Source organism: Serratia sp. BFP-2025, from assembly GCF_050880365.1.
GTDB lineage: Bacteria > Pseudomonadota > Gammaproteobacteria > Enterobacterales > Enterobacteriaceae > Serratia > Serratia surfactantfaciens.
Map to the genome: position 1 here is coordinate 1,326,540 of NZ_JBPAFV010000001.1, position 22,313 is coordinate 1,348,852.

Below are 22,313 nucleotides of genomic sequence, written 5' to 3' on the forward strand. Positions count from 1 at the left end.
GAGCCAGAGCCAGAGCCAGAGCCAGAGCCAGAGCCAGAGCCAGAGCCAGAGCCAGAGCCAGAGCCAGAGCCAGAGCCGGTTAAGAAGCAGCGCAAAAGCAAAACCCCGTCTGAAGACGCAGACGAATTCGTTTAATCACGGGTAGGCGGTGACCATGAACCTGACCACAAAAGGCGATCTGGTGCTTGCTGCGTTGCGGAAAATTGGCATCGCCTCCAACGCCACGCTGACCGACGTCGAACCGCAGTCTGTTGAAGATGGCGTGAATGACCTCGAAATGATGATGGCCGAGTGGCGCGAGGATCCGGCGGTGGGCATTGATATCGGCTATCAGTTTGCTGCCGACGGCAAGCAGGCGATGGATGGTGAAGACCACGGACTGAAAACGGCACATCTCAGCGCGGTGTACCACAACCTGGCGCTGCGCATCGCGCCCGATTACGAGATCGAGCCACGGGCTAAAGTAGTAACTACTGCGCGCTACGGCAAGGAGCTGCTGGTCAAGTCCTCGGCGCTAAAGCGCGCGAAAAAAGTCTATCGCGAAGCTGGCTACCCGAACCGGATGCCTATCGGCTCCGGTAACCGGATCCCGACCTATAACGGCCACCACTATTTCCATCGTAAAGGTGATGACGATGCCGACGATCCAACTACCGTTAGCTAAAGGGCTGGGTAAAGACTACCGCAATGCGGATTATGTCGACCAACTGCCTGTCAACATGTTGGCGACGCCGAAAGAAGTCCTGAACGCCGCCGGTTATCTCCGCTCGTACCCCGGCATTGAAAAAGCTGCTGATGTTGCTGGGGCGTCTCGTGGCGCTCAATTTAACACAGTGCAAAATCTGCCATACAGAGTCGCCGGCGGGAAGCTATACAAAGGTGAGGAAATCAGAGGTGACGTAGAAGGTTCTGAACGGGTCGGTTTAGCGCACAGCACAACTAGCCACGCAGTATCGGCTGAGGGTGTGATGACTCTATATCGGTATGATGGTACCGATAAGGTTTTGGACAACTGGCCAGAGCGCATCGTCGAGAAAGAAGGGTATACCCGCACAGTTAAAGAATGGACTCATACCGCAGGCAACGACGACTTTATCCATTTTACTGTCGACGATATCGATGGTGAGACCACCATCACTATTACCCCGAAAACTGCTGGCGGCAGTGTAGGCACAACAATTGACGTTCCTGAGTTCATGTGGAACGTCACTCAGTCACAAGCAAAGCCAGTTGAAGGCACCCCATATCTAACAGACCTTTTAGTGACAGGGACAAAGGCTGATGGTGAAACGGTAAAAATCACCTACACCTTCAACCCTAATCAGCCTGAAGGGGCGCCAGCTGAAAGCATTGTTGATGCTACAACTTTCAAGGCGGTGCAAATAGTTCCTGAAGTGGTTAGGGTGTATGCGCAGTATGAAATAGGCTATACGCGCGATATCTGTCGAAATCGTGGCAGGTATATTTGGGTGAAGGATGGAACAAATACGTTCGGGGTTACCGACCTTGAAGACGAGTCTCACCCTGACCAATACCGACCATTCTATAGTGCAGAATCACAGCCTGACGGGATTCAAGGAGTGGCGGCATGGCGCGATTTTGTTGTGACCTTTGGAACAACTACAACCGAATTTTTTAGCCTTACCGGCGCATCAGATTCATCTTCTCCTATCTATGTCGCTCAGCCGTCGCTTATGGTTAACAAGGGAATTGCAGGTGTATTTTGCAAGTGTGCTTTTGGCGAAACATTCGCAATACTCAGCCACCCTGCGTGCGGGGCCCCTTCGGTCTACACGGTTAACTCAGGCCAAGCAGTGCCGATTGCCACTGCAACAATCGAAAAGATCATCCGAGAATATCCTGGAGGGGAGCTTGCTAAAGCAGTTATGGAAGCTGTTCGATTCGATTCGCATGAACTCCTGCTTATCCACTTACCGAAGCATGTGCTTTGCTACGACGCAACCGCCTCCCGGAATGGCCAGCAATGGGCCGTGCTTACGACAGGTGAATCAATGGGCGGTCCGCACACTGCCATCGATTACATATTCGATAGCGACACGATAACCGTAGCTGATAAGTCGGAACCTCGCACAGGCCGGCTACGTTTCGATAGCTCAGCGCAGTACGGTACTAAAACTGAACACATTCTTTATACCCCGCTATTCAAAGCAGATAATGCGCGCATTTTTGACTTTGAAGTCGAATCTTCATCAGGAGTTTCTCAATACGCAGAGAAGTTATTTATTTCTGCCAGTGTTGACGGGGTGGGTTACGGGCAGGAAAAAACCATCCCTTGGAATGCGCCTTTCGATTTCAACAGGCGTGTCGTATGGCAGCGATGCGGAAGGGTAAGGAAAAACATCGGCTTCAGGATTCGGATAGTAACCGGCGCTCCTGTGTCCTTATCGGCGTGCAGTATACGAGCGGAATAACTTATGGCAGATGACAAATTAAAGACGCCTGTTGAAATCCAGCAGGTGCGTGTCGATGCGTCTATTCTCCCTCTCGGGTTTTCGCAGGCGTACAAACTCTACGTTATTCAATCCGGCTTTGACCTAGGAAACACCGCTGCAAAAGCAAACCAAGCCGCTGGCGGTGCTTATGACGCTCAGCAAAAGAATGACGATCAGGACAAGGTGCTGAACCAGCATGCTCAGAGGATTGGAGCTGCAGAGCGTACCCTTGCCGACCACGGGCAACGCCTTTCCCGGGCTGAGAGTGAAATCACGAGTCAGGGGCAACGCCTGACGGCGGCGGAAAATGATATCGCCGCCCAAGGCGATGCCATTGAGTTGATCTCGGCTGATTACATATCTAAGTCGGTCACTGCTCCTCAGACGCTGTCCAGCCCCTTAAATGTCGCTTTGTCCTACAGCGTGGGTGGAGTTCAAGTCGTCGGCCCACGCCAAACCGGCTGGACTGCGGCGACGGGTACCGCGTTTCTCGGTGGGTTTGACGCGGACGCGGCATTCTCTGCTGGGGTCACGTACTCGCAAGCTGAAATTAAGGCATTGGCCGATGCGCTGAAAGAGACCCGTCAGCGCGTAAAGGCGCTGGAGGATATGGCGCGCGCTCACGGGATGATTGACTGATGGAAATTAAATTAATTGATAACCCGGTGCGGTTGCAGGCGTTTCTAAACGACCAGGCCAATACCGGCAATATCGTTGACGACGGCGATCGCTATTTCATCAAGCCTGATGCAGTTTACCTCGGCGTTTATGAGGGGGTAATGTTGGTCGGGGTGCACGAGGTGCGCGCGTTCTGGCAAAGCGTTGTCGAATGTCATGCAATCTACGACCCGGGGTTTCGCGGTAAGTATGCGTTAGACGGTCACCGGCTATTCTGCCGCTGGCTCCTGGCAAATTCGCCATTCACGAACAGCATCACGATGGTTCCAGACACCACAAAATACGGGCGCGCGATCATCCGCCTGTTGGGTGCCACGCGTGTGGGGCGCCTGGAAGATGCCTATCTCAGCGGTGGAAAACCAGTTGGTGTAACACTGTATCAGCTCAAACGCTCGCAGTATGAGGACATGCAAAAATGCTAATTTTCCAGCTCATGAACAAAGTCCGTGATCGCGCAGTGTACTGCAAAGGCGGCGATAACGGCGCCGGCGCGGCGGCCGATGCTAATCGGGAGGCTACTGCGCTGCAGCGCGAAATGTGGCAGACCAACATGCAGAACCTGGCGCCGTTCACGCCATTGGCACAGCAGTATGTTACCCAGTTGCAGAATCTGTCCTCGCTCGGCGGGCAACAGCAGGCGCTCGACAGTTACTACAACTCAGGGCAGTTTAAAGACCTTGCTGATCAGGCTCGCTATCAGCAATTGGCGTCCGCTGAAGCAACCGGCGTGTTAGGCTCGACTGCTACAAGTAACGGCTTGGCGGCGATCGCCCCTATGCTGGGGCAGAACTGGCTCACCGGGCAGATGAACAATTACCAGAACCTTGCCAATATCGGCCTAGGCGCGCTGCAGGGGCAGGCCAACGCAGGCCAATCCTACGCGAACAACACAGGCCAGTTGCTCCAGCAGCAAGCGGCGCTGTCGGCTGCCAATGCTAACAGACCGTCAAAATTCGGCGGTGCCCTCCAAGGCGCTGCTGCGGGGGCAGCCGCCGGTACTGCGATTATGCCAGGGTGGGGTACTGCGATTGGCGCGGGGGTTGGCGCACTTGGCTCACTGTTTTAAGGGGTGATCATGGCAACGTGGCAACAGGGTAACGCCGGCGGTCTATTGGCTGGCATCGGCACCAATAATGATAATGCTCCGCAGGCCAGCGATGCTAACACCGCGCTGAGTCTGATCCGCGATAACAACGACCGCGAGCGAGCAGGGGAGAACAACCTCGGCATGCAGTTGGCTGGCGCGGCTGGCTCCATTTTCAACAGCTACAAGCAGGGTGAGCAGGTACAGCGCCAGAAGGCGTTCCAGCAGGATTACGCGAACGCTTATGCGTCGGGCGATCGTGGCGCCATGCGTGGGCTGGTCGCCAAATACCCCGAACAGTTTGAGGCCGTGCGCAACGGCATGGGCTTCGTCGATGAAGATCAGCGTAATACCGTCGGCAGTCTGGCGGCGTCAGCGCGTCTGGCGTCGCAAAGTCCTGAAGCAATGGGGCAGTGGCTGCAAAAAAACGCTGGTGATCTGACGCGTGTCGGCGTAAATCCTTCCGATGTGGCGCAGATGTACCAGCAAAATCCGGGGGGCTTTGGCCAGTTCGTGGACCATTTGGGGATCGCCTCGCTCGGCCCAGACAAATATTTCGACCTCCAGGCGAACAACGCCAAGCTTCAGCAGACTGGCCAAATCGCACAGGCAAACCTGAATCTGGGGCAGCAGCGGCTGCAGCAGCAGGCAGCCTATCAGCAGGGGCAGTTAAACCAAGGCCAACAGCAGCTGAACCTGACCGCTCAGAAGAACCAGGCGGATAATGCTAATAAGCAGCTGGAACTGAGTTTGAAGGCTGGCGAGAACAGCGCGAAATCTCAGGCTACGCAGCAGGCGGCCGTGCAGAAAATGCAGGATTACGTCGGCTCACATAAAAGCAACGTTAATAATGTTGCCAGTATGCTAGAGACTGTAAACCAGGTTAAAGGCATTGCCCCTGCCGGGGGCGACGGACAACCTGACTCCAACATCAAACCCGAAGATTTTGATCGAGTATTCGGTTTTGGCGGCAAAGTTAACTCCCTAATCCCTGGCTCTCCGTCCGCAGATGCGTGGGCAAAAATAGAGCAGATGCAGGGGCAGGCACGTTTGATGGGGGTTATCGGGATGAAAGGCACCGGCCCGGTTTCGGATTCCGAAGGGCAGGCGGCCGCACGGGCATTTCTGGCCATCAACCAGAACATGTCGCCCAATGCTGCGCGCGCCGCGGTCGATAACTGGCAGAAGATACTGCAACGTCAAGCCGACTATTTGCAAAAACAACAGCCAATAGTCGATACGTACCAGCAGAAAATCGACACGTTCAATGCAGGGCAAACTGGCGGCAGCACTGCGGCACCACGAGCCGGGTATACCGAGGGCGGCTATACGTTCATCGGCGGTGACCCGAGTAATCCTAACAGCTGGAGAAAGAACTAATGGCAGGCCCTTGGGAGAAATATCAAAGCACGCCGGCGGACACGCCACCCTCTGAGGGGCCGTGGGCAAAATACCAGCAGCCGCAGGCCGAACAGTCGCCACCGCAAACCGGTGGCGATATTGTTTCTGCGGCTGAGCAGCGTTTCGGGCTCCCGGCGGGCCTGCTCAGCGCGGTGATCAGCAAGGAGAGCAGCGGTAACTCGAAGGCTATCAGTCCGAAAGGGGCCATCGGTCTGGGGCAAGTGATGCCTGATACGGCGCGCGACATGGGGTACGATCCTGACGAGCTGAAACGCAACCCGGCGCTGCAGGTTGAGGCCGCCGGCCGGTATCTGAAACAAATGCTCGACGCGCACGGCAACGTTACCGACGCTCTGGCCGCCTATAACTGGGGCCCCGGCAATGTGCGGAAATTTATGCGTGGTGAGAAAACGCAAATTCCAGCGGAGACGGTTAACTATGTCACCGACCCGCGTTTCGCGCAGTGGACGCAAGCCGCCGCTCAGCCGGGTGGAGAAGGTGAGCTGGCCCAGCTATCACAGCAGGCGGCGCAACCGTGGGCACAGGCGGCGCCAGAGCCGACTTTTGCAGAGAACCTTGAGCAGGCCGGGCGGGGCTTGGCGCAAAGCGCTGTGAACGTCGCCAATATCCCTGGGCAGGTGGTTAACACTGCGCTCGGCGCTGCTGGCGTACCGGCCGAAGACCAGGTTATGCAGTTACGCCTGCCAGGGGGCATGCGGCCTACAGACCCCTATGCGCAGTTAGGGGCGGAGGTCGGCCCGTATCTGATTCCTGGCCTCGGCGCTGAGCGGACCGCAGCGGCGCTGGCCTCTACAGCTGGCGCAGGCCGCGCTGAGCGTATCGCAACGCAAGCGGCGAATATGCTGGCGGAAAACCTACCCGGTGCGATTGCGCAGTCCACCCAGAATAACGCTCTGTCGGGCAACCTTGCCACAGGTCTGGCAGGCAGCGTGATTGGGCGCGGATTGCTGGCCGCCGGTGGGCGCGCTGCAGGCGCTATTCGCAACGCTGCGCAGCGCGAAGGGGCCGCGAGGGTGACCGCCACGGCAACGCCAGAACAGGCCGTATCTGCTCCTCCAGGAGCACAGGCATCCGTAATGCCACCCGAGCAAGGTGTGCAGGATGTGGCCGCGCGTGTTGGCGCTGCCGCTGATAGAGAGACTGCGCCGCGGATGGCAGACGCTGCGCGCGATGTCGCCCCGCGGCAAGATGTTATCGACGCCGCCAAGCAGTTGGGGCTGCGCGAAGACGACTTGCTGCTGTCGCATGTATCCGGTAATCAGGCCTATCGCGATTTCGAACAGGCGCTGAAATCCGTTCCTGGTTCGCAGCTGGCGGCGCAGGAAAACCAGGCGCTCACCAAGATCGCGAAACAGGCCACTGATCTTACGGACGCCGCCGGCGCGCTGCCGGATAAAGCTGCGATGAATGACAAGTTTTTGTCTTCGTTCCAGCGCGGCATTGCCACTGTTCAAAACAAATCTGACCAGCTCTATAACCAGATCTCCGCCGCCATCCCCAAGGGGCAGACCGTAGAAGCCAACAACATTATTCGCTATCTGGACGGCAAAGCGGACGAGCTGGGAGGCGCTGAGCACCTATCAACGATGGAAAAACGGGTCTATAACGCTGTTGCTCCTGTTGGCACTGAAGCTACTGCGCCGACTTATGCGCGGTTGGACAACATCCGCAAGCAGATCGGACAGGCGATCGGTAAGAACTCGGGTCCATTCCGCGACGAAGAGACGGGGGCGCTGAAACAGCTTTACGCGAACCTGACAGCGGATCAGGAGCAGGCGGTCGTCGCTGCGGGTATGGGTGACAAATGGCAGGCTGCCAAGAAGCTGATCGGGGTTCGCACAACGATGGAAGACGCGCTAACTGGGCTGCTCGGCAAAGACCTGCGCGGAGATATTGGCACAAAAGCAGCGTTGGCCATCCGCAATCTATCAAAGGGTGACGCGAAAGGCTTTCGGGCACTGCAGCAGGATATCCCTTCGCCACGGATCCGGCGGGAGGTTGTGGCTACATCTTTGCGCGATGCATTCAGCCAGGGCAGTCGCAAGGAGAACGAATTCCATCTACCGGGGTTTGTGGACTGGTATCAGGGGATGAAGTCTTCCGGAACTCTGCCAATGGTCGAGCGTGAGCTCGGAGCACGTACTGCCAATCAACTACGGAATCTTTTCACCGTATCCCAGGCAGTGCGCCAGGCGCGAGAGAGCAGTATCCAAACTGGTAGGCTTAACGCTTTCATCAAGCAGTTTGATGCAAAAGGCGGCACGCTGGACAAAATTTACCGTCATGGCAAAGGTGCGTTAGCCACCACGGTGTTAGGCCACATTCCTGTCGTCGGTCCGACGTTGAGCTATGGCGCCGTAGCGGGCATGGCAGCCAAGGAGGCCGCCCGTCCGGCGCGTAGCGTTGCTGCGGATCGTCTGTTGGCATCGCCTGAATTCAGGTCGGTCGTTAAACAGGCGAAAGGGGGCAAGTTACCGGAGGAAGGGCAGCAGGTAATCAACCGGAAAATGGAAGCGCGTATCGCCAATTCCCCTGCGTGGAAATCGTTCTTCCGAACGCTTACACGCGAGGAGAAGCAGGCGATCGCGAGAGTTGGTATTATCGGCTGGCTTTCAGGAGAGGCCGACGGCAAGGAATATTAACCACCAGCCAAGGATGGCCTACCGATAAATTTCGTTGTCGATCTTTACTTGGTCTAATACTTTTCTCTGCTCTCTATCTGGCAGGCTGTATTTTTCAATTACGTCCATAACGTATTTTATGTCGCTGATTTTTAACTCTATGGACTCTACGCTGTTTTTCAACTGATCTGCAGCGTCGAATACAGATTCAGTATGCCGTCCTAAATTGCGGTTTACTTCGTCTAGACATGCAGCCACTGTTTTTGTCTCACTGATGCTTTTCTTCTGTAAGGAAATTATCTGCCCCAACTGGGCAACGAGCACCAAGAAAGCTATAAGCAGCGCGATAGCTACAATTTCCATAAATCCCCCCGTACATTTTCGGTAACGACAAAGTAACAAGATATTACACCAACAACCCGGCCTGCGCGCCGGGTTTTTTATTGACCAAAATCCAGGCGGAGTAAAAATATGGCCGACAAGCACGGCGTAGTGATTTCCATGCCAACAGCAGCATTCAGTGAGGCTCGGGCGTTCAAGGGTATTTCCAACGGTCAGATTTTTGTGGGTCGCCCTGGTACAGATCCGACAATCATTGAAAACCAGGTTCAGGTCTACGTGGCTGGACCCACCGGCGATACGCCAGTATCTCAGCCAATTCTGACCAACTCCGGTGGTTATCCGGTTTATAACGGTCAGGTTTCAAAGTTCACCACGAACAGCAACTACAGCATGGCGGTGCTGGATGCAGATGGTGCTCAGCAGTTCTATTTTTCAGACCTAATCGAGGCAAATTCTAGTCAGATTTTGGGGCTTTTGGCTTCCCCTGACGGTAGTGACTTCATTGGCACAAAAGATGGCACGCTAACAAAAACTATAACCCGCATCGACACCACTGCTAACGCTCCCACTCTGGCCGCGAGAGATGCGGCTATTGCCGCCAAAAACGAGGCGATCTCAGCGAAGAACGACGCAAAACACTATGCTGATATTGCATCTATGGCTCCGGGGATGTACCAGTCGGTTGCCGCCGCACAACAAGACATTAACGACGGGAAAATACCCGCGGGCGCATTCTTCCTTGTGTACTCCAATCAGCCAGGGGTGGTGGCAGCCAAATATCAAAACGTGTCTGGTGTTGCAACTTTCACGGGTGAGAACTTCAAAACTGACGTATACGTCGGCAGGCCTGTTGGCTGGGTAAACTCCGGCTTCAATACGTTCTACGCTGCTAACCAAAACCGGATGAGTTTCGCAGCGACATCAGCCACTTATCAAGAGGCGGTTGGTACTATTTCAACGGTTGCTACCGGCAATACTGTAGATGTTTATTATCAGCTTGATTTGAATGGTGGAACGGCCCCGTTCATTCAACTGCGTGGCGCAGATTGGGCAAGCAATGCAGTGAAGTTAATTCCTAGCAAAGGGCTCCTGAAAGCCACGCTAACGGCAACCGCAGACGCGAATCAAATACGCATCTATAACGCTAACGGCAGCACGACAGACTGCAACCTATTCATGTTCTTGAACTACGGCGAGGAGAACTCGTTCACGTCGGCCATGGTAAGTTCTGTTAACGAATCGCAGCGAGCGCGTGTATTTGCAGAAAAGGATTTAACTTCCAGCGGATTTTCATCGTTTTTTGCATCATCACCCAACACATTCTCGTATTCAGCGACCGGCACTGGTTATGCTGAGATTCGCATCTCAATGATGCCGATCGCCTCGGGCGGAGTTTTCTCATTCAAGTCCCGGCTTTCTTCAAACTCGGCCTGGACATATATCCGGCTTTATGACTCGAGTAAAGCGGCCTGGGCTAGCGCTGAGACCATCCTGTCTACTGATGGAGTAAGCAGCACGCTGAATGTCCCCAGCACTGCTGGCTACCTTGTAGACACAGTTGTGGTCTACACCCGCGCACAAGCCACCGCGTTCGACGGGAGTGGGTTTTTGGGGCTGATGTCTGTTGGCGGTGTTTATTTCTCCGGGATGTCTGCTGTGGAGGGGATGCCTCGCGAAGACTTTGGCGTGGGGTATGTCAACTCATGGAAAAATAATGTCTTCGATGTTCTTGCTGTAGCCGGTAAAAATGAGCTGACGTATGCAACGAACACAGTCAAATATGGCGAAGCGCGATCGGCGATTACTGTTAGCGCAGGTCAGAGTGTCACTGTGTACTTCCGCATTAAATCGACCGTTGGCGGTCTGCCGTTTATTCGGTTGCGCAGTGCTACGGATTGGGCCAGCGATGAAGTATCGCTAACTCAAAACGCTGCTGTATCGGCTGTTACTCTAACGGCTACAGCGAATGCAACGTCTATCGTCATGTATACCAAAGCTACTGCGGCCAGTTCCGGTGTTATCTGGATGATCGTGAAGGGCGGTGCGATCGACTCGCAAATGTTGGCTATTAGCAACTTGGCTGACTCCATCATTGGCTCTGCAGCTTTCGCTGAAAATGGTAAGCCAGTTGCAAATGCTGGTATGAGTGCATTCAGTGCAACATCAAATAACTCATGGACATTCTCATCGCCTGGCACCGCGTACGCAGAAGTTTCCGTGCCGATGCCTAAGCAGCCTGCGAGCGCAACTCTGCGTGTTCGCTACAGTGTTAAATCTAACGGCACTAACACCTTCATTCGTCTTCGCTCTGGCGACGGCGCCAACTGGGCCGGCGTTGAAACCCCAATCGTGACCGATGGTGAGGCTCGTTCGGTAGATTTAGCGACAACCGCGGGGATGCAGGCAGATCGCATTGTCATCTACTCACGAACCCAGCCAGCATATAGCGGAACAGCGTTTGTATCGCTGCTGGCGGTGAACGGTAAGTTCATCTCGTCCACTGCTGCATATAATGAGCTGGCTGCCAGCAGCGATAGCGGCGTGCAGCAGAGCACCGGGGTGATGTTCCCGAGTTCACTGTGCCTGCTGGCAGCGCGGCCGGTAACACTATATGGCGAGAACTTTATCAGCGGGGTGAGAGAGTGGCTGAGTGGTGCGAACATGGCGATCAGCAGCACGCCTGCAGCTGGTAAACCATCCGTATTGCGAAGCGCGTTGCCTGATGTGACGTTCAAGCCGGAAGAGATCGGCGGAACAACGATTGAAGTTAACGCGCGTGCTGACGATACAGCTAACGTTTTCCGCAAATCGGCAGCTGTTCGAGTTGCGACTCCGGTAGTAGCTGAAACCATTAAAGTCTGTGCGCTGATGGATAGTCATGGTTCTATTTGCGTGCCGTGGCTCTACCGCGCAGTGAACAGCACCGGATCCGTTTACCAGGGCGTGGGGATGTACTCGATTGAGGGTATTCCGTTCGAGGGGCGTGCCGGCTGGGCTACGTTCTCATATATGGGGCGCAGAGCCGAGGAACAGTTCACAAACCCATTCCTGAAAATTGCTGATGCAAACGACAAGTCCAGTTGGCCGCAATGGTGCTATGACACGGCATACAGCGGCCAGTCATACGCAGATAACCCAAACCTACCGTCGTACCACATTTTCGATGTGGCAGCGTGGGCTGCGGCGCGTGGATTGACTGCTGCGGATAAATTGGTCGTGGTTCTGCAACTTGGCGTAAACGACCGGTGGCGTGGCTACGCTGCGGCGGATGTAGCAGCGGCGCAGGATTTCATGATCACGAAGTTTAAAGCTGTGTTGCCGCAATGCCGTTTTGTTGTATCGAGTCACTCAATCGGCTGGACGAGTGAGCGGGATTGGAGCACGTACACGCCGTACATCATGCAAAAAATCATCAAATTTGATGGCCGTGAGACACAGAACATCCTGCAAGCACCGGCGTGGGCCTTCATGTCTGCGAAATATGGCTGGCGTGAAACAGCAGTTGGAACGCTACCCGGTGGAGTGGTGCAAGTGGCGCTCAACGATGACATTCACCCGACCGATCTCGGTGCCGCACAGTGGGCTGATGCTTTAGTTGGAGGTGTTATCTCGGCCTGGCATCTTTAAAAATTACGCCGGGATGGACCCCGGCTGACTGCTATTTAACGGGAAACACGCTTTTATAAAGTGTACATAAAAGCGTGTTTATTTTTAATTTTTGATGATGTTTTGTATTTATATTTTTGTTTTTATTGGTTTAAATTAAAATTTAGAACACCTGCTTGAACGGTTTCACCGTCACGTCGGCGTAGACGCCGGCGGCGATATAGGGATCCTGCTGCGCCCAGGTCTGGGCTTCCGCCAGCGAAGCGAACTCGGCGATCACCGTTGAACCGGTAAAGCCGGCGGCGCCGGGATCGTTGCTGTCGATAGCCGGGTTAGGGCCGGCGACCACCAGGCGGCCGGCGTCGCGCAGCGCCTGCAGGCGCGCCAGATGCGCCGGGCGCACCGCCAGGCGGTTTTCCAGCGAGTTGGGGACGTCTTGCGCGTAGATCAGATAAAGCATGTTTCACCTTTAAAATCATGGCTATAAAACGGTGCTATCAAGGTAGCGCAAAAGACGCGGCAGGGGAACGGCGCGCGGCGAATTTCCCGGCGGATTGGCGCTTATGCCTTGAAGCCGCTACTTTTTATTCGTATAGTGCGGCGCGCTTAAACTGATATGCCATTGAGGTGAGGATATGACGGAACTGGTAAGGGAAAAACTCGATTTGCCTGCGGGCAAAAGCAAACTGCTGCTGCATTCGTGCTGCGCGCCCTGTTCCGGCGAGGTGATGGAAGCGATCCAGGCGTCCGGGATCGAATACGCCATTTTCTTCTATAACCCCAACATTCACCCGCAAAAAGAGTATCTGTTGCGCAAAGAAGAGAATATCCGTTTCGCCGAGCAGCACGGGGTGCCGATTATCGATGCCGATTACGACACCGACAACTGGTTCGCTCGCGCCAAAGGGATGGAGCATGAGCCGGAGCGCGGCATTCGCTGCACCATGTGCTTCGATATGCGTTTCGAGCGCACGGCGCTGTATGCGCATGAGCATGGTTACGACACCATCTCCAGCTCGCTGGGTATCTCGCGCTGGAAGAACATGCAGCAGATCACCGACTGCGGCGTCCGGGCGGCGGAAAAGTATCCCGATCTGGTGTATTGGGATTACAACTGGCGCAAGAAGGGCGGTTCGTCGCGCATGATAGAGATCAGCAAACGCGAACGCTTCTATCAGCAGGAATACTGCGGCTGCGTCTATTCGCTGCGCGACACCAACCTGCATCGCAAAGCGCAGGGGCGGCCGCTGATTAAGCTGGGCGTGCTCTACTATGGCGATGAAGAATAACGCTTAATCACCGCAATCGACCCGCTACGGCGGGTTTTTTATTTTTAGCGCTCGGCCAAACGTTAATGAAGCGTGTTGATTCGGCGGTTAAAAAGCAACGGCCAGGTTAATATCCTTATGAGTTTGCTGGTTTTCGCTGCGGATACTGACGATTAAAGCGATAGTTTGCCTTTCGTTATTGAATATGATTGCTATTTGCATTTAAACTTGGCGAACCAGAGGAAACAGAATCATTATGCCGCTAAAAAAGATGTTCCTTAATCGCCGTATATCCGTGCCTTTTGTTTTGTCCGTAGGCTTGCACAGCGCCCTGGTGGCGGGGTTGCTTTACGCTTCGGTAAAGGAAGTGGTGGAGCTGCCGAAGCCAGAGGACGCGCCGATCAGCGTCATGATGGTCAACACCGCCGCGATGGCCGAACCGCCGCCACCGGCGCCGGCCGAGCCGGAACCGCCGCAGGTTGAACCTGAGCCGGAGCCAGAACCGGAACCCATTGTGGAGCCGCCGCCAAAGGCGATCGTGAAGCCGGAGCCGGTCAAGCCGAAACCGAAGCCTAAGCCAAAGCCGAAGGTAGAAAAACCGGTTAAATCGGAGCCGAAGAAAGTCGAGCCGCGCGAGCCGTCGCCGTTCAACAACGATTCGCCGGCCAAGCCGATCGACAAAGCGCCGGTGAAACAGGCGCCTGCCGCGCCGGTGCAGGGCAACTCGCGCGAGGTTGGGCCAAGGCCGATCAGCCGCGCTAACCCGCTCTATCCGCCGCGAGCCCAGGCTTTGCAGATCGAAGGTAATGTGCGAGTGCAGTTCGATATCGACAGCGACGGCCGGGTGAGCAACGTGCGCATCCTGTCGGCGGAACCGCGCAATATGTTTGAGCGTGAAGTGAAGCAGGCGATGCGCAAATGGCGGTATGAAGCCAAGGAAGCGAAAGATCGCACCGTGACTATCCGCTTCAAGCTGAACGGCACGACCGAATTGAACTGAGTTCGGTCACCACCAAAGAAAAAAAGGGTCGCCTCGGCGACCCTTTTTGCATTTGCGGTATCTCCGCCGGCTTACTCTTCGAAGCCGACGCGGAAATTCATTTTACCCTCTGGCAACGCGCGCGAGTTGCCTTCCGCATCGACTGCCACATAGGTGAACACCGCTTCTGTCGCGCGATAGCGCTGGCCGATCGGAGCGGAAGAGACTTTCTTTACCCACACTTCGATATTGATGGTGATCGAGCTGCGCCCGGTGCGGATGCAGTGCGCATAGCAGCAAACCACGTCGCCTACCGCCACCGGTTTCAGGAAGGTCATGCCGTCTACGCGTACGGTCACCACGCGCCCTTCGGCGATCTCTTTTGCCTGGATGGCGCCGCCGATATCCATTTGCGACATCAGCCAGCCGCCGAAGATATCGCCGTTGGCATTGGTATCAGCCGGCATCGCCAGCGTGCGCAGCACCAGCTCGCCGCTGGGTAAAGGTCGTTGTTGTGTCATAGCAGTCTGCTTTTAAAAGGAGGGAATCACTTCATACTGCCCGCGGCAAGCGCCGCAGGCATTAACAAATTTGTAACTATTTTTTCTGTTCTGCCGGCATGTGCCGGTAAATATAGATACCGCTAAGCAGGGTGAATACCAGCGTCAACACCGTCAGGCCAAAGACTTTGAAATTGACCCAGACGCTTTGCGGCAGCCAGAAAGCGACATAGATATTCGCCAGGCCGCAGGCCAGGAAGAAGACCGCCCAGGCCAGGTTGAGGTTGCTCCACACTTTGTCCGGCAGCGTCAGCTCTTTGCCCAGCATGCGTTGAACCAGCGGCTTTTTGAGCACCCACTGGCTGATCAGCAGCGCCAGCGCGAACAGCGCGTAAATCACCGTCACTTTCCACTTGATGAACAAATCGTTGTGGAACACCAGCGTCAGAGTGCCGAACACCAACACCATCAGGAAGGTGATCAGCGTCATCTTCTCAACCTTGCGGTATTTCACCCAGGTGAACACCAGCGCCAGTGCGGTGGCGACGATCAACGCGCCAGAGGCGACGTAAATGTCGTACAGCTTGTAAAAAGCGAAAAAGACAATCAACGGGAGAAAATCAAGAAACTGCTTCATAAATCAATCCATCATCTGTTCATCGGCCGACTATACCGGATTCGGCGGGCTCTGTGTACCGCCGGACGTTGCCGATTATCGGCGTTTGGCCGGCGGATTTCTGCCGCGAAAGCAGGAATTTGCATAAACTTACGCAAGAAAGCACGGTTGCATTGCCAGAGTCGGCCGCAGGTCGCATAGTAAGTGTCATAATAACCAGATAATTTACCGCGGAAAACAGCATGCAGTGGAAATCTCTCCAGGCCCTGACGCCTGGTTTGACGCATTTATTGGGGTATCAACGCGGTTGGCTCAAGCCGGATATTCGCGCCGGTCTTTCCGTTGCCGCCGTCGCCTTGCCGGTGGCCATCGCCTACGCCGAGCTGGCCGGCGTCAGCCCGGTAGTCGGGCTCTATTCCTGTATCTTGCCGATGGTGGCCTATGCGCTGTTCGGTTCGTCACGCCAGCTGATCGTCGGGCCCGACGCCGCCACCTGTGCGGTGATCGCCGCGGTGGTGACGCCGCTGGCGGCGGGCAATATGGAACGCCATTGGCAACTGACCATCATGATGACCGCCATGATGGGGGGATGGTGCCTGCTGGCCAGCCGGTTCAAGCTGGGGGCGTTGGCGGATCTGCTGTCGCGGCCGATCCTCAGCGGGCTGCTGAACGGCGTGGCGCTGACCATTATCGTCGATCAAATCGGCAAGGTGTTGGGGTTCACGGTGCATCAGGCGCAGCTGATCGAACGCATCTACGCGCTGCCGGGTAACCTGCTGCACAGCGATTGGCTGACGATGGCGGTGTCGCTGCTGACGTTGGTGACGCTGCTTGGATTCAAAAAATGGCGGCCTAACTGGCCGGCGCCGCTGTTCGCCATCGTGCTGGCGGCGTTCGTTACCTGGGCCGGCGGCTTGCAGCAGCATGGCGTGGTGACGGTGGGTGGCTTCAGCGGCGTGTTGCCGATCGTCCAGTGGCCGGACTTTCAGCCTGGTTTGCTGCGCGACATGGTGATCCCGGCGCTCAACCTGGCGGTGGTGAGCTTTGTCAGCATGATGCTTACTGCCCGCAGCTTCGCCGCCAAGAACGGTTATGAGGTCAACGCCGACGCCGAGTTTCGCGCGTTGGGGCTGGTGAATATCGTTTCGGCGCTGTCGCAAGGTTTCGCCATCAGCGGTGCGGACTCGCGTACCGCGGTGAATGACGCCAACGGTGGCAAGAGCCAACTGGTGTCGATCATCGCCGCGGCGGTAATCGCCTTCGTCTTGCTGTTCCTGATGGCGCCGCTGCAGTTTATTCCGGTGGCGGGATTGGGCGTGGTGCTGATGTATGCGGCCTGGTCGCTGCTGGACATTCGCGGCATCTGGGTCTTGCGCCGTCGCAACGCTCAGGCTTTCCGCCTGGCGCTGTTTACCTTCCTCAGCGTGCTGCTGGTGGGGGTGATCAGCGGTATCGGCTTGGCGGTCTTGCTCGGATTGATGCAGTTTCTGCGCACCGTCTTCCGGCCGACGGAACAGCTGCTGGGGGTCAACGACGAAGGCATGATCCATTCCATGGGCAACAACAATGGCGTGAAGGCGGTGCCTGGCGTCATGATGTACCGCTTCAATTCGCCGCTAACCTATTTCAACGTGGCGTATTTTAAACGCCGCATCCTCAATTTGGTCGACGGCACGCCGTTCCAGCCGCGCTGGGTGGTGGTGGACGCGGTGGCCAGCTTTACCCATGCCGACATCAGCGTACTGGCGGCCATCGACGAACTGAAACGCGACCTATTGCAGCGTAACGTTAAGCTGGTACTGGCGGGGCGCCGCACCGAGCTGACGCGCTGGTTCCGCATCAACCGATTGGGGCGTGACAAAGAGCTGATTTTGGTGCCGGACCTGTATCTGGCGCTGAAGCTGATTCAGAGTAAGGAGCAGGCGGAAGCCGCCACGGCGGGGTAAACAAAAAAGGGGCGCGCCGAAGCGTGCCCCTTGGGTTTTGGTGGCGCCGGCCTTAGCCGCGCAGCAGCATATACAGACGGAACAGATAGATCAGCAGCAGGGCGGACACCAGGTTGCTCAACGCGGTCAACACTACGCTGGCGACGTTCGGCGTCAGCACCGACAGATGGCTCACCAGGAACAGCACCAGCAGCTTGGCCGCCAGCCACAGCATCATCGCCGGCACAATCACGCGCGCATTGGCGAAGGCCAGTTTGCTGCTCAACTTGAGCGAAGCGAACACGCCTTTTTTGTCGACGGAGGCGATCACCGGCGCCAGCGCGAAGGCGATCGCCATGATCACGCCCGGCACCACAAACAGCGTCAGACCGAGCTGGATCAGCAGGGTGCAGATAAACAGCAGCAGCAACAGGCGAGGCAGATCGGGCGCCGAAGCGCCGAGCGCGCGCAGGGCGCTGGTGCGTTGCCCTTGCGACACCAGACGGATCAGCGTCAGCATCCCGCCGACCAGCAGCACGTTGCCGACCAGGGCGGAGAAGGTGGCGGCGGCCGACACTTTCAGCAGCACCATCTGCTGTTCCGGCGTCATCTGCTGGATCACTTCCTGAATGCCCATGCCGGTAGACGAGGCGAAATCGCTGGTGGTGGCCGCGAGCGTCGCCAACTGTTCGGCATCGGGGCTGAAGGCCTGATTCAGCAGCACGGAGATAAACGCCGTCAACAGCGCCAGCATCAGGATGCTGGCCAGTTGGTTGCGTAAAAAGTTAAAACTGTCACGGTACAAAGCGTTGGCCGTGATAGGCATGCAGACTCCTTGGCGTCGGGAAAACAGAGATAAATCAGTGGGTGATTGTACCCTGTTCCACGCCGCTGTGGCACCCCGCGAATTGCACTACGCCTATTTCTTCAACGATCGTCGTCTCAGGCAGCGAAAGCGGCAAGGGCACCGGCAACGGCGGCAGGCCGTAACGTTCGCGAGCGCGATCGCAGGCTTCGTTGCGCAGGCCGTTTTCACCGGACTGATCGAACTCTCTGCACGGGCTGGGCCGATTGAGGTAGATCGAGCAGGACACGGCGGTGCCGATCTCGCCGTCCAGTGCGGTACAGCGTGGGGACTTGCTGTTGGTCCCCTGCATGCAGCGCAGGAACGGGGTCAAAGGCTCCGTTAGGGAAAGAGGGACGGTGCCGCCGCCGTCTTCGGCTTCGGCCCAATAGAATGACACTCGAAAATAACCGCAGCATGCGCCGCAGCTGACACAGGGATTAAGGATTTCGCTCATCTTGATTGCCCGCCGACTCCTTACGGCACCAACCAAAACCAACACGGAAAATGAAATTACCTCAGCCGCATTTTTCTCCGCAACTGAAATTTGAACATGTAGATAATTTGCAACAAAATCGATTTTTTGATGCAGATCAATCCTTGATTTATTAAGCGGTTAGGTAACCTTGTTTTTAGTAGGATTTTAAATTTTTACACATAAGATGTGATCTCGATGGGATCACAAATACCCGAAAGTAGGTATATTCCTCCCCGAGAGATTAACCACACAAATGGAATGGATAATGAAAAAGACAACTCTGGTGGTATTGGCGACGATGATGGCGCCTATGTTGGCAAGTGCGCATCAGGCTGGTGATTTCCTGTTCCGCGCGGGTACCGCGACGGTACGCCCGAATGCGGGGTCGGACAACGTGCTGGGCTTAGGTTCGCTGGATGCGAAAAACAACACCCAGCTCGGCCTGACCTTCGGGTATATGGTGACGGACAACATTGGCGTTGAGCTGTTGGCCGCAACCCCGTTCCGCCACAAGGTGACGCTAGGCGGAACCGATCTGGCGACCGTTCACCAACTGCCGCCAACGCTGATGGCGCAATACTACTTCGGCGACAAGCAGGACAAACTGCGTCCTTACCTGGGCGTCGGCGTTAACTACACCACCTTCTTCGACGAGAAGTTCAACGACTACGGTAAAAGTGCCGGGTTGAGCAACCTCGATCTGAAAGACTCTTGGGGTGTGGCGGCGCAGGCCGGTCTGGATTACAACCTGGATGAACACTGGATGCTGAACATGTCGGTGTGGTGGATGAATATCGAAACCAAAACTCGCTTCAACGATGCGAATGGCGGTCACCACAGCTTCGATACGCGTCTGGATCCGTGGGTGTTCATGTTCGGGGCGGGTTACCGCTTCTGATCAAAGCCGCAAGCAGGGAGGCGCAAGGCCTCCCTGTCGGTATTATTTAACCTGCATCACGTTTTCAACCGATTTCACGCCGGCCACGCCGCGTGTGACCTGCACCGCACGGTTGGCGTCATCGCTGGATGTCACGAAGCCGCTAAGCTGTACACGCCCTTTAAAGGTTTCCACGCTGATCTCGCGCGACTTGATGTTTTTATCCGCCAGCAACGCCGATTTCACTTTGGTGGTGACTACGGTGTCATCGATATAACCGCCCGTTCCCTCTGATTTTGCCGTCGGCGCGCAAGCGCTCACCGCGACCGCCACAACGGCTGCCATGCACAAGGCTGAAAGGGTTTTAAACAGCTTCATAAATTACTCTCCATGCAATGTTATGGTTGAAATTCGCTACGGTTTTTAGCCGCAGCGAGCGCATTCCCCAAATCAAACGAAGAAATGCATAGCGAACAAAGTTCATTGTGAGACAAGACGGCGGTTTGTTCAAATTTTTGCGATAAATAAATGGAACAAACTTTGAAGGGAAACAAGCTGTTAAAGCGAGCGCCGGCAGGGCGCTCGCCAAAGACGATCATGCCCGGGTGGCGTGCTTCATCGCGCTGACGAAGGTCGCCAGTTTAGCCAGCATCTCCGCCGGGTTGGCATGGTGCTGTTCGATGATTTTGACGATGGCCGAGCCGGAGATCGCGCCGGCGGCGCCGGCCTGCAGCGCGGCCTTTACCTGCTCCGGTTCGGAGATGCCAAAGCCCTGCAGCGGCGGCGCGGCGTGGTACTCGCGCAGCTTGTTCACCAGATGATGCAGCGGCAGCTGCGCTCGACTTTCGGTGCCGGTTACGCCGGCGCGCGACAGCAGGTAGGTATAGCCGCGGCCGTGCGAAGCGATTTCACGCAGCAGTTCGTCATCGGCGTTCGGTGGGCAGATGAAGATCGGCGCAATACCGTGGCGCGCGGCGGCGGCGCGGAACGGCGCAGACTCTTCAAACGGCACATCGGCGACCAGCACCGAATCCACGCCCACTTCGGCGCAGCGTTGGTAAAACGCATCGATGCCTTTATGGAACACCAGATTGGCATACATCAGCAGGCCGATAGGAATGGTCGGGTGCTTTTGGCGGATGGCCGCCAGCATCTCGAAGCACTGGGTCGGGGTGACGCCGGCGGCGAAGGCGCGCAGCGTCGCGTTCTGGATCGTCGGCCCGTCCGCCAGGGGATCGGAGAAGGGGATGCCCAGCTCCAGCGCGTCTGCGCCGGCTTCAATCAGGGTGTCGATAATCTGCAGTGACAGCGCCGGGTTGGGATCGCCCAGCGTGACGAACGGGACGAATGCGCCTTCCTTGCTGCTTTCCAGACGCGTGAACAGTTGCTGATAACGTTCCATCAGATTTCTCCCCGTGCTTTCAAAATGTCGTGAACGGTAAATATGTCTTTGTCGCCGCGGCCGGACAGGTTGACCACCAGGATCTGCTCTTTCTGCGGCGTTTCACGGATCATTTTCAGCGCGTGCGCCAGGGCGTGCGAAGATTCCAGCGCCGGGATGATGCCTTCATGGCGCGACAGCGCCTTGAACGCTTCCAGCGCTTCGTCGTCGGTGATTGACACGTATTCTGCGCGGCCGATGCTGTTCAGGTAGGCGTGCTGTGGCCCGACGGACGGGAAGTCCAGCCCGGCGGAGATCGAATAGGACTCTTCAATCTGGCCTTCGTCGGTTTGCATCATCGGCGCTTTCATGCCGAAGTAGATGCCGACGTGGCCATGCTTGAGCGGCGCGCCGTGCTGACCGGTTTCGATGCCCAGACCGGCGGGTTCCACGCCGATCAGGCCCACTTCGGCGTCATCGATAAAATCGGCGAACATGCCGATGGCGTTGGAGCCGCCGCCGACGCAGGCGATGACCGCATCCGGCAGACGGCCTTCGCGCTCCAGCACCTGCGCTTTGGTCTCTTCGCCGATCATGCGCTGGAATTCACGCACGATGGTGGGATACGGGTGCGGGCCGGCGGCGGTGCCGAGCATATAGTGCGCGGTTTCATAGCTGCCGGACCAGTCGCGCAACGCTTCGTTGCAGGCGTCTTTCAGCGTGGCGGAGCCGCTGTGCACCGGGATCACTTCCGCACCCATCAGCCGCATGCGGAACACGTTCGGCGACTGGCGCTCGACGTCTTTGGCACCCATATAGATGCGGCATTTCAGGCCGAGCAACGCGCAGGCCAGCGCGGAGGCGACCCCGTGTTGACCGGCGCCGGTTTCCGCGATGATCTCGGTTTTGCCCATGCGTTTGGCCAGCAGGGCCTGGCCCAGCACCTGGTTGGTTTTGTGCGCGCCGCCGTGCAGCAGATCTTCACGCTTCAGATAGAGCTTGGTGTTGCTGCCGGCGGTGAGGTTTTTGCACAGCGTCAACGCCGTTGGGCGGCCCGCGTAGTTCTTCAACAGATCGATAAATTCTGCCTGAAACGCCGGATCGCGCTGAGCGCTGACAAAGGCTTCTTCCAGTTGTTTCAAGGCCGGCATCAGAATTTGCGGCACGTATTGGCCACCAAATTCGCCGAAGTAGGGGTTAAGCAGCGTCATGAGAGTTCCCGTTATTATCCGTTATTAA

General features: G+C 56.4%; 21 protein-coding genes. 12 read left to right on the forward strand and 9 right to left on the reverse strand.

The window, feature by feature from the left end:
- Window positions 1–154: 154 nt before the first annotated feature.
- Genes ACRAWE_RS06260 through ACRAWE_RS06290 form a run of 7 tightly spaced genes read left to right on the forward strand, consistent with a single transcriptional unit; the run spans window position 155 to window position 8,279 of the window.
- The gene (locus tag ACRAWE_RS06260; RefSeq protein WP_432525121.1) at window positions 155–664 is read left to right on the forward strand and encodes a packaged DNA stabilization gp4 family protein; all 510 of its coding nucleotides are present in this window, start codon (window positions 155–157) and stop codon (window positions 662–664) included.
- Window positions 636–2,432 (forward strand): packaged DNA stabilization protein, encoded by a 1,797-nt coding sequence (locus ACRAWE_RS06265; RefSeq protein ID WP_432525122.1) that lies wholly within the window; start codon window positions 636–638, stop codon window positions 2,430–2,432. The genes ACRAWE_RS06260 and ACRAWE_RS06265 overlap by 29 nt, the downstream gene beginning before the upstream one ends.
- Window positions 2,433–2,435: 3 nt before the next feature.
- Window positions 2,436–3,092, forward strand: coding sequence for a phage tail protein (locus tag ACRAWE_RS06270; RefSeq protein WP_432525123.1), 657 nt, complete (start codon window positions 2,436–2,438; stop codon window positions 3,090–3,092).
- Window positions 3,092–3,553, forward strand: coding sequence for a DUF2824 family protein (locus ACRAWE_RS06275; protein ID WP_432525124.1), 462 nt, complete (start codon window positions 3,092–3,094; stop codon window positions 3,551–3,553). The genes ACRAWE_RS06270 and ACRAWE_RS06275 overlap by 1 nt, the downstream gene beginning before the upstream one ends.
- Window positions 3,547–4,197: a DNA transfer protein gene (locus ACRAWE_RS06280; protein ID WP_432525125.1), complete on the forward strand. Its 651-nt coding sequence runs from the start codon at window positions 3,547–3,549 to the stop codon at window positions 4,195–4,197. Before ACRAWE_RS06275 ends, ACRAWE_RS06280 begins: the two co-directional genes overlap by 7 nt.
- A gap of 9 nt (window positions 4,198–4,206) precedes the next feature.
- Complete coding sequence (locus ACRAWE_RS06285) at window positions 4,207–5,595, forward strand: phage DNA ejection protein (protein ID WP_432525126.1); 1,389 nt, start codon at window positions 4,207–4,209, stop codon at window positions 5,593–5,595.
- Complete coding sequence (locus ACRAWE_RS06290) at window positions 5,595–8,279, forward strand: lytic transglycosylase domain-containing protein (RefSeq protein ID WP_432525127.1); 2,685 nt, start codon at window positions 5,595–5,597, stop codon at window positions 8,277–8,279. The genes ACRAWE_RS06285 and ACRAWE_RS06290 overlap by 1 nt, the downstream gene beginning before the upstream one ends.
- Window positions 8,280–8,297: 18 nt before the next feature.
- On the opposite strand, the gene ACRAWE_RS06295 is transcribed toward ACRAWE_RS06290, so the two are convergent.
- Window positions 8,298–8,621, reverse strand: a complete 324-nt coding sequence (locus tag ACRAWE_RS06295; RefSeq protein WP_432525128.1) for a hypothetical protein — start codon at window positions 8,619–8,621, stop codon at window positions 8,298–8,300.
- Between the two features lie 108 nt (window positions 8,622–8,729).
- Between ACRAWE_RS06295 and ACRAWE_RS06300 the strand changes: the two genes are divergently transcribed.
- The gene (locus ACRAWE_RS06300; RefSeq protein ID WP_432525129.1) at window positions 8,730–12,227 is read left to right on the forward strand and encodes a phage tailspike protein; all 3,498 of its coding nucleotides are present in this window, start codon (window positions 8,730–8,732) and stop codon (window positions 12,225–12,227) included.
- Between the two features lie 142 nt (window positions 12,228–12,369).
- On the opposite strand, the gene ACRAWE_RS06305 is transcribed toward ACRAWE_RS06300, so the two are convergent.
- Window positions 12,370–12,666: a YciI family protein gene (locus ACRAWE_RS06305; protein WP_063918446.1), complete on the reverse strand. Its 297-nt coding sequence runs from the start codon at window positions 12,664–12,666 to the stop codon at window positions 12,370–12,372.
- Between the two features lie 175 nt (window positions 12,667–12,841).
- On the opposite strand from ACRAWE_RS06305, the gene ACRAWE_RS06310 reads away from it, so the two are divergent.
- Window positions 12,842–13,495, forward strand: a complete 654-nt coding sequence (locus ACRAWE_RS06310) for an epoxyqueuosine reductase QueH (protein ID WP_019452723.1) — start codon at window positions 12,842–12,844, stop codon at window positions 13,493–13,495.
- 235 nt (window positions 13,496–13,730) lie between these two features.
- The gene (gene tonB / locus ACRAWE_RS06315) at window positions 13,731–14,474 is read left to right on the forward strand and encodes a TonB system transport protein TonB (protein WP_063918445.1); all 744 of its coding nucleotides are present in this window, start codon (window positions 13,731–13,733) and stop codon (window positions 14,472–14,474) included.
- 71 nt (window positions 14,475–14,545) lie between these two features.
- On the opposite strand, the gene yciA is transcribed toward tonB, so the two are convergent.
- Window positions 14,546–14,974 carry an acyl-CoA thioester hydrolase YciA gene (yciA, locus tag ACRAWE_RS06320; protein WP_004932085.1) on the reverse strand — a complete coding sequence of 143 codons (429 nt, stop codon included), beginning with the start codon at window positions 14,972–14,974 and terminating at the stop codon, window positions 14,546–14,548.
- Between the two features lie 76 nt (window positions 14,975–15,050).
- The gene (locus ACRAWE_RS06325; protein WP_019452719.1) at window positions 15,051–15,590 is read right to left on the reverse strand and encodes a septation protein A; all 540 of its coding nucleotides are present in this window, start codon (window positions 15,588–15,590) and stop codon (window positions 15,051–15,053) included.
- Between the two features lie 221 nt (window positions 15,591–15,811).
- On the opposite strand from ACRAWE_RS06325, the gene ACRAWE_RS06330 reads away from it, so the two are divergent.
- A complete protein-coding gene (locus ACRAWE_RS06330; RefSeq protein ID WP_063918444.1) occupies window positions 15,812–17,515 on the forward strand; it encodes a SulP family inorganic anion transporter in 1,704 nt (567 codons plus the stop codon).
- 52 nt (window positions 17,516–17,567) lie between these two features.
- Here the strand turns inward: ACRAWE_RS06330 and ACRAWE_RS06335 are convergent, their stop codons facing one another.
- Window positions 17,568–18,320, reverse strand: a complete 753-nt coding sequence (locus tag ACRAWE_RS06335; RefSeq protein ID WP_019452717.1) for a YciC family protein — start codon at window positions 18,318–18,320, stop codon at window positions 17,568–17,570.
- A gap of 34 nt (window positions 18,321–18,354) precedes the next feature.
- Entirely contained in the window at window positions 18,355–18,795 is a 441-nt protein-coding gene (locus tag ACRAWE_RS06340) for a YkgJ family cysteine cluster protein (RefSeq protein WP_025159790.1), read from the reverse strand.
- 286 nt (window positions 18,796–19,081) lie between these two features.
- Here ACRAWE_RS06340 and ompW point away from each other — a divergent pair, with 286 nt between their 5' ends.
- Window positions 19,082–19,714, forward strand: a complete 633-nt coding sequence (gene ompW / locus ACRAWE_RS06345; protein WP_019452715.1) for an outer membrane protein OmpW — start codon at window positions 19,082–19,084, stop codon at window positions 19,712–19,714.
- A 42-nt stretch (window positions 19,715–19,756) separates the two neighbouring features.
- On the opposite strand, the gene ACRAWE_RS06350 is transcribed toward ompW, so the two are convergent.
- The 3 genes from ACRAWE_RS06350 to trpB form a co-directional block, all read right to left on the reverse strand.
- Entirely contained in the window at window positions 19,757–20,071 is a 315-nt protein-coding gene (locus tag ACRAWE_RS06350) for a BON domain-containing protein (RefSeq protein WP_016927515.1), read from the reverse strand.
- A 217-nt stretch (window positions 20,072–20,288) separates the two neighbouring features.
- The gene (trpA, locus tag ACRAWE_RS06355; RefSeq protein ID WP_063918443.1) at window positions 20,289–21,095 is read right to left on the reverse strand and encodes a tryptophan synthase subunit alpha; all 807 of its coding nucleotides are present in this window, start codon (window positions 21,093–21,095) and stop codon (window positions 20,289–20,291) included.
- The gene (gene trpB, locus ACRAWE_RS06360) at window positions 21,095–22,285 is read right to left on the reverse strand and encodes a tryptophan synthase subunit beta (protein ID WP_049242960.1); all 1,191 of its coding nucleotides are present in this window, start codon (window positions 22,283–22,285) and stop codon (window positions 21,095–21,097) included. The genes trpA and trpB overlap by 1 nt, the downstream gene beginning before the upstream one ends.
- Between the last annotated feature and the right edge of the window lie 28 nt (window positions 22,286–22,313).

Bases quoted from the DNA above. Each gene is read 5' to 3' on its own strand.
- ACRAWE_RS06295 (WP_432525128.1), bottom strand. From the start codon at position 8,621: ATGGAAATTGTAGCTATCGCGCTGCTTATAGCTTTCTTGGTGCTCGTT.
- ACRAWE_RS06270 (WP_432525123.1), top strand. From the start codon at position 2,436: ATGGCAGATGACAAATTAAAGACGCCTGTTGAAATCCAGCAGGTGCGT.
- trpB (WP_049242960.1), bottom strand. From the start codon at position 22,285: ATGACGCTGCTTAACCCCTACTTCGGCGAATTTGGTGGCCAATACGTG.
- ACRAWE_RS06275 (WP_432525124.1), top strand. From the start codon at position 3,092: ATGGAAATTAAATTAATTGATAACCCGGTGCGGTTGCAGGCGTTTCTA.
- ACRAWE_RS06305 (WP_063918446.1), bottom strand. From the start codon at position 12,666: ATGCTTTATCTGATCTACGCGCAAGACGTCCCCAACTCGCTGGAAAAC.
- ACRAWE_RS06260 (WP_432525121.1), top strand. From the start codon at position 155: ATGAACCTGACCACAAAAGGCGATCTGGTGCTTGCTGCGTTGCGGAAA.
- trpA (WP_063918443.1), bottom strand. From the start codon at position 21,095: ATGGAACGTTATCAGCAACTGTTCACGCGTCTGGAAAGCAGCAAGGAA.
- ACRAWE_RS06335 (WP_019452717.1), bottom strand. From the start codon at position 18,320: ATGCCTATCACGGCCAACGCTTTGTACCGTGACAGTTTTAACTTTTTA.
- ACRAWE_RS06325 (WP_019452719.1), bottom strand. From the start codon at position 15,590: ATGAAGCAGTTTCTTGATTTTCTCCCGTTGATTGTCTTTTTCGCTTTT.
- ACRAWE_RS06340 (WP_025159790.1), bottom strand. From the start codon at position 18,795: ATGAGCGAAATCCTTAATCCCTGTGTCAGCTGCGGCGCATGCTGCGGT.
- ompW (WP_019452715.1), top strand. From the start codon at position 19,082: ATGAAAAAGACAACTCTGGTGGTATTGGCGACGATGATGGCGCCTATG.
- ACRAWE_RS06350 (WP_016927515.1), bottom strand. From the start codon at position 20,071: ATGAAGCTGTTTAAAACCCTTTCAGCCTTGTGCATGGCAGCCGTTGTG.
- yciA (WP_004932085.1), bottom strand. From the start codon at position 14,974: ATGACACAACAACGACCTTTACCCAGCGGCGAGCTGGTGCTGCGCACG.
- tonB (WP_063918445.1), top strand. From the start codon at position 13,731: ATGCCGCTAAAAAAGATGTTCCTTAATCGCCGTATATCCGTGCCTTTT.
- ACRAWE_RS06285 (WP_432525126.1), top strand. From the start codon at position 4,207: ATGGCAACGTGGCAACAGGGTAACGCCGGCGGTCTATTGGCTGGCATC.
- ACRAWE_RS06280 (WP_432525125.1), top strand. From the start codon at position 3,547: ATGCTAATTTTCCAGCTCATGAACAAAGTCCGTGATCGCGCAGTGTAC.
- ACRAWE_RS06265 (WP_432525122.1), top strand. From the start codon at position 636: ATGCCGACGATCCAACTACCGTTAGCTAAAGGGCTGGGTAAAGACTAC.
- ACRAWE_RS06300 (WP_432525129.1), top strand. From the start codon at position 8,730: ATGGCCGACAAGCACGGCGTAGTGATTTCCATGCCAACAGCAGCATTC.
- ACRAWE_RS06310 (WP_019452723.1), top strand. From the start codon at position 12,842: ATGACGGAACTGGTAAGGGAAAAACTCGATTTGCCTGCGGGCAAAAGC.
- ACRAWE_RS06330 (WP_063918444.1), top strand. From the start codon at position 15,812: ATGCAGTGGAAATCTCTCCAGGCCCTGACGCCTGGTTTGACGCATTTA.
- ACRAWE_RS06290 (WP_432525127.1), top strand. From the start codon at position 5,595: ATGGCAGGCCCTTGGGAGAAATATCAAAGCACGCCGGCGGACACGCCA.